Origin of the sequence: Epilithonimonas hispanica (assembly GCF_003385395.1) — a bacterium.
GTDB lineage: Bacteria > Bacteroidota > Bacteroidia > Flavobacteriales > Weeksellaceae > Epilithonimonas > Epilithonimonas hispanica.
This window is the reverse complement of record NZ_QNUG01000080.1, coordinates 1-5,890: the sequence shown is the minus strand read 5'-3', so window position 1 is coordinate 5,890 and position 5,890 is coordinate 1. Positions and strand designations below refer to the sequence as shown.

The following is a 5,890-nucleotide window of genomic DNA, read 5'->3' as shown; positions in this document are numbered from 1 at the left end:
CTAAACTCTTTTTTTTGTTGCCATTCTATTGATTTTTTAATTAGTTTTACAAAGTAATCAAAAATATGCAGACGGGGCTACCGAAGGTTTAGTTCAACAGGGGTTTTGCAAAAGCTGGGCTTCAGTGCTAAATTGAACATTTGTACTTTCTATTAGCTTTTGTGCTAAATTTGAACATTAGTACTTCTAATCCCAGCCTTCGCAAAGCCCCAAAATTAGCCGACACCCCAAAACGACCGTGCTAAAAATCAACATTCGGACAAAAATCAACTTCTAAACAGTCTTTTAAGACGGAAAAATATTGTAAATTTGAAGCGTATAACTGAATTAAATTAGAATGACAGATATTAAAATAGCAAAACCGTTTTTGAAGTGGGCAGGTGGAAAAACCCAGCTTATCAACGACATTGAACGGACTTTGCCAACAGAAATAACGAAAGAAAAATTTACATACATTGAACCATTTGTTGGTAGTGGTGCAGTTCTTTTTTGGATGCTTAACAACTTTCCAAAACTTGAAAAAGCTGTAATAAACGACATCAACGAAGATTTAATAAATACTTACAAAACAATCGCTTCAAATCCAAAAGAATTGATTTCAATTCTTGAAATTCTACAAAATGAATTTCACAATTTGGAAGGAAATGAGGAGAACAAAAAACTTTACTACTACCAAAAAAGAGAATTGTACAACACAAGAAAAGAAGAAAAAAGCGGACAAGCCGCTTTGTTTATTTTTCTTAATCGTACTTGCTTCAATGGTCTGTATAGAGTGAATAGCAAGAATTTGTACAATGTTCCGATGGGTGGTTATAAAAAACCAACCATTTGTGACAAGGAAAATATTTTGGCAGTAAGTAATGCCTTGCAAAAAGTTGAAATTCTGAAAGGAGATTTTGAACAAACTTTGAATTACGCAGACAAAAATTCTTTATTTTATTTTGATCCGCCATACAAACCTTTAAGTGAAACTTCAAGTTTTAATTCTTATGCAAAAGACGAATTCAACGACAAAGAACAAATTCGTTTGAAAGATTTTTGTTCAAAATTGGACGCACTAAATCACACTTGGATTTTAAGTAATTCAGACGTGAAAGGTAAAAACGAAAATGATAATTTCTTTGACGACTTATATTCTGACTTCAACATTCAAAGAGTTGACGCAAGAAGAAGCATAAACGCCAATCCAGAAAAAAGAGGAAAATTAACAGAGTTATTAATTACAAATCAAACGAATAGTCAAGAATATGTCAGAGCAATTTAAACATTTCCTATCGCAGTTTTCAGAAACAAATGCAACGCTTGACTATTTTACAGACTTCAAAAAAATAAAAAGCAACGTAAACAAAATTTCAATCAAACTAAATCAACTTAATTATTTGATTGGAAAAGAAAATTTGAAAGAAGCAGTAAATGAACTTTATCAAGAAAACCCAAATGTTTTTGAGGTTTTAGATATTTTGATTGCAATCCGAAAAAATAAAAAGGCAAAAACATTCAATAATAATGGAAAAATCGTCTTGCTTGATACTTATTTCACTTCTCCTGAAGGTATTTTAGAATACATAGACGAAACAGGTTTAGCAGAACTTTTCAGAAATAAAGATGTAACAAATTTAGTTGATTACGTTTTTGGAATTGAGGTTGGTTTAGACACTAATGCAAGAAAAAACAGAGGTGGTGATAATATGTCTAAAGCAGTTTCTCTAATTTTTGACAAGGCAGGAGTTTTTTACAAAAAGGAAGTAAATAATACAATCTTTCCAGAAATCATAAGCTTAGGTGCGGATGTGAAACGTTTTGACTTTGTCATAAAAACCAAAAAGAAAACCTATTTAATTGAAACCAATTATTACAATAGTGGTGGTTCAAAATTAAACGAAACTGCAAGATCTTATTCTGATGTTGCACCTAAAATTAACCAATATGACGATTACGAATTTGTTTGGATAACTGATGGACAAGGTTGGTTTTCTGCAAAAAACAAATTAGAAGAAGCGTACAACATAATTCCAAGTTTGTACAATTTGATAACACTTGAAAATTTTATCAAGAAAATTCAAGAAGAAGAAGTTTTAAATTTTTAAAAATCAAAATATGGCTTGTAACAAGAACCACGATAATACAGACAACATAGTTAGAGATTTACCAATTGGACAAGAAGGTGTTGGAAGACACAAATGTGCTTCTTGTGCTTACGAAATTGGCTATCAACACGGCTTACAAAAAGCTGAAAACATTAATTTAGCGAATGTTTTAGACGGATTAGAAGAAAGCCAAAAAGGCGACAGAAGACATCGAAGTCCACACGCTGCATATTCTTTAGGTTATTATAACGGTGTTGTAGATAGTTACTAAATGATAAGTCCATTTTTCAAATCTGACGACAAAGATTTTTATCTTCTTCACGGAGATACAATGGATCTTTTGCCTCAATTTGACCACAAGTTTGATATGATCTTTGCAGATCCACCCTATTTTTTATCAAACAATGGACTGTCAATTCAAAGCGGAAAAATTGTAAGCGTAAATAAAGGAAAATGGGACAAATCCGAAGGATTTGAATTTATAAACGACTTCAATAGAAAATGGCTTTCATTAGTTCGTGACAAAATGAAAGACGATGCAACAATTTGGATTAGCGGAACAATGCACAACATTTTTTCAGTTGGGCAAATTCTAAATGAATTGGGTTTTAAAATTCTCAACGTAATCACTTGGGAAAAATCAAATCCGCCACCAAATTTCTCGTGTAGATATTTTACATATTCAACCGAGCAAATAATTTGGGCAAGAAAAAGCGAAAAAATTCCACATTACTTCAACTATGAATTAATGAAAAAACTCAACGGCGACAAACAAATGAAAGACGTTTGGAAATTGCCAGCAATTGCACCTTGGGAAAAATCGTGCGGAAAACATCCAACACAAAAACCTTTGTCGGTTTTGACAAGACTTATTTTAGCTTCGACAAAGCCAAACGCTTGGATTTTAGATCCATTTGCAGGCAGTTCGACAACAGGAATTGCTGCTAATTTGGCAAATCGAAGATTTTTAGGAATTGACCAAGAAGAAGAGTTTCTGACAATAAGTAAAAACCGAAAAATCGAAATTGAAAATCCTAAAATATCTGCAACTTACAGACAAAAAATTGGTGGTTTCAACGACAAAAAAGAACTTGAATTATTCCTTGTTGAAGAACCAAGAACAGAATATAAAACCGAACTAAACCTTGAAAACAAAAGGGGCGATCGGCTAACAACGGTTTTGCAAAATGGCGGGTTTAGTGCTAAAATCAACAGCAGTAATTCTAATGAACTTTAGTGCAAAACTGAACATTTGTGCTTCGAAATCCGCCACTTCGCAAAGCCGCAAAACGTTAGCGGAAATTTTAAACAAAGCGCTTTAAACAAAAAAATTAATTAATCATTTTGACAACAATATTTAATAAAATTGAATAAGTATTGGTACAAAATTTTCAAATTACATAAAACACTAATTTTTTATTTTCTATATTTCAATAAAACCACCTCAATCTAAATAATTAATATTGTAAATAGAAAAATACTTAGAATCTTAAAACTTGATTCATAAGACATAACATTAATATTATAAAATGACCGAATACTTGCAATTACTTCTTCCAATAGCATTAATTTTTGCTGGATTATATTTAAAATTTACAAAAAAAGATAAATCAAATTCTTACAAAAATTCTTGGTTTATCTTATTGTTACTTGGTATAGGAACGTTAATCATCAGAATAATATTAATGTTTCAGTAAAAACTTCCGCTAATAGCTAAGTTTTCGTTGCGTGCGAAGCACGAACAATGAAAACCCTGTTGAACGGAAGCTTCGGGAGCTTTTTGCTGGGTATTTTCCCACACTATGGGTTTATCGACAAAAGATTTTTAGAGATACAAGAGACTTTGAGAAGAGTCTCTTTTTTTGTGGGTGATTTTGGCGAGTTTTTCTTGGTTTTATCGTGCTTTCCTTCACGTTAGGGTAACATTTCCCTTACCCAAATCCGCTAAAATGCAGATTTAGGAGCAGGTAAATTTCGGCTCATCTCCAAAAACCAACTTGGCGGACCTCGAAGATCGAACGTGGCAATCGTCACAAGATTTCCAACTTTACAACACGTACATTTCGGCTGAAAAGCTTTTGGCGGAAGCTTTTCTTTGGGCTGGATGCCTAAATTTTGTTGCAGATTTTTAAGTTTGATACGCTTCCAGGTGCTGCTCAAAAAACCATAATGACGGATTTTTACAAATCTTTTCGGTAAAATATGCATCGCAAATCTTCGGATAAACTCTTCATGGCTCAAAACCATCTGCTTTTTGATGCCTTTTTGGCGGTAATCTTTGTACTCGAACGTTACATTTTCAGCATCAATTTTCCTGATTCTCTGGTTGCTGATGGCGATTTTATGCGTGTATCTACCCAAATATTCTACCACAGATTTTGGGCTTCCAAAAGGCTTTTTGGCGTAAACCACCCAAGGTTTTTCCCACAAACTTTGTCTTAATTTTTCGTAATTCCCAGCCTCATTTTCAGTAAATTTTTCTCGTTGATTTTCATTCAATTTTAATGATAATTGATGCTTCAGTTTCTCACAAAATTTAGCCCTGAAAACTTTGCTCAAAGCCTTTACCGGAAAGAGAAATTTCCCATCTGAACGTAGATTTTTCCAAGTTCCGCTTTCATCCACACCACCGCCCGGAACAATGCAGTGCAAATGCGGATGAAGACTCAGATTCTGTCCCCAAGTGTGCAAAACAGCAATCATTCCCATTTGGAGATTTTTGTTTTTGCCAAACGTTTGAAGGGTTTCCCAAGCCGATTCAAACAATATATCATACAACATTTTTGGCTGATGCAATGCTAAAGAATTTAAATGATCCGGAAGCGTAAAAACCACGTGAATTAAGCGAAGCGTATCACGAATACAATTAAAACGAATAATAAAAAATGAGTAAAATAAGGCACAGGAAGCAGTTCGGTTTCCCGATTTTCAATCCATTGCTCTCGGTTTTTGCTCTGACATTTTGGGCAGTGACGGTTTCGGCAGGAGTTGTAACTGATGCTTACATTTCCACATTCATCACAAGCGTCAATATGACCACCCAAAGCAGAGGTACGGCATTTTTTCAACGCTGAAAGTGTTCGTAATTGCCAGGAATTAAGTCCTAAATCTTCCAATTTTGAACCTAATTTGTTTAAAACATCGGCGACTTCGTATTGAGGTTGAGATTGAGATTGTGGTTGAGTTGGCTGTTTTTTTATGGTTTTAAAACCTCTCATTTCTTCCCAAATTCCGAAAACAAAGTATCGAGCGGTGAAAAGAGTTTTTGGGTTGAAAGCTGGGCAATTTGGAGATAAATCAACGTCGTATCAATACTTTCGTGACCGAGAAGATTTTTGATGCTCAAAATATCCATCCCATCTTCCAAAAGATGCGTCGCAAAACTGTGCCGAAGCGTATGAACACTTACTTCTTTCAATATTTTTGCCGTTTTTGAAGCCTGTTTCACCGCCCATTGTACGCCACGTTGCGAATATCTTGAATCGAATTCTCCACCTGCACGATTTGCTCGAGGTTCTCCAAAGAGAAAATCTTCCGGTTTTTCCGCTTCAATATATTTTTTTAAACCCCGAATCAAATGTTCCGACAAAGGCAAATAGCGGTCTTTTTTGCCTTTGCCTTGAACCACTTTCAGCTGTTTTCGGTCAAAATCCAAATCACAGAGACGAAGATTCCGTACTTCCAGACAGCGCAAACCGCAACCGTAAAGCAACCCGATTAATATTTTATGTTTTAAAAGTTTACAACAGGACAACATCTTCCAAACCTCATGCTTACTGAGCACAACAGGCAGTTTTTTCTCT

At 34.4% G+C, this 5,890-nt stretch carries 4 protein-coding genes and 2 pseudogenes; 4 read left to right on the top strand and 2 right to left on the bottom strand.

The window, feature by feature from the left end:
* The first annotated feature begins 337 nt into the window (after window positions 1-337).
* From DRF58_RS17580 to DRF58_RS17565, 4 genes and pseudogenes are all read left to right on the top strand, one after another.
* Window positions 338-1,264, top strand: a complete 927-nt coding sequence (locus tag DRF58_RS17580; RefSeq protein WP_116037227.1) for a DNA adenine methylase — start codon at window positions 338-340, stop codon at window positions 1,262-1,264.
* Window positions 1,248-2,087 carry a type II restriction endonuclease gene (locus tag DRF58_RS17575; RefSeq protein ID WP_116037225.1) on the top strand — a complete coding sequence of 280 codons (840 nt, stop codon included), beginning with the start codon at window positions 1,248-1,250 and terminating at the stop codon, window positions 2,085-2,087. Before DRF58_RS17580 ends, DRF58_RS17575 begins: the two co-directional genes overlap by 17 nt.
* Before the next feature lie 10 nt (window positions 2,088-2,097).
* Window positions 2,098-2,358, top strand: coding sequence for a hypothetical protein (locus tag DRF58_RS17570; protein ID WP_116037224.1), 261 nt, complete (start codon window positions 2,098-2,100; stop codon window positions 2,356-2,358).
* Window positions 2,359-3,153, top strand: a pseudogene (locus tag DRF58_RS17565) (DNA-methyltransferase); the annotation flags it as partial.
* A gap of 878 nt (window positions 3,154-4,031) precedes the next feature.
* On the opposite strand, the pseudogene DRF58_RS17560 reads toward DRF58_RS17565, so the two are convergent.
* Window positions 4,032-5,305, bottom strand: a pseudogene (locus DRF58_RS17560) (IS91 family transposase).
* Window positions 5,302-5,890, bottom strand: a 589-nt coding sequence (locus DRF58_RS17555) for a tyrosine-type recombinase/integrase (protein ID WP_116037222.1), incomplete at its 5' end; no start/stop codon positions are given. The pseudogene DRF58_RS17560 and the gene DRF58_RS17555, both read right to left, overlap by 4 nt.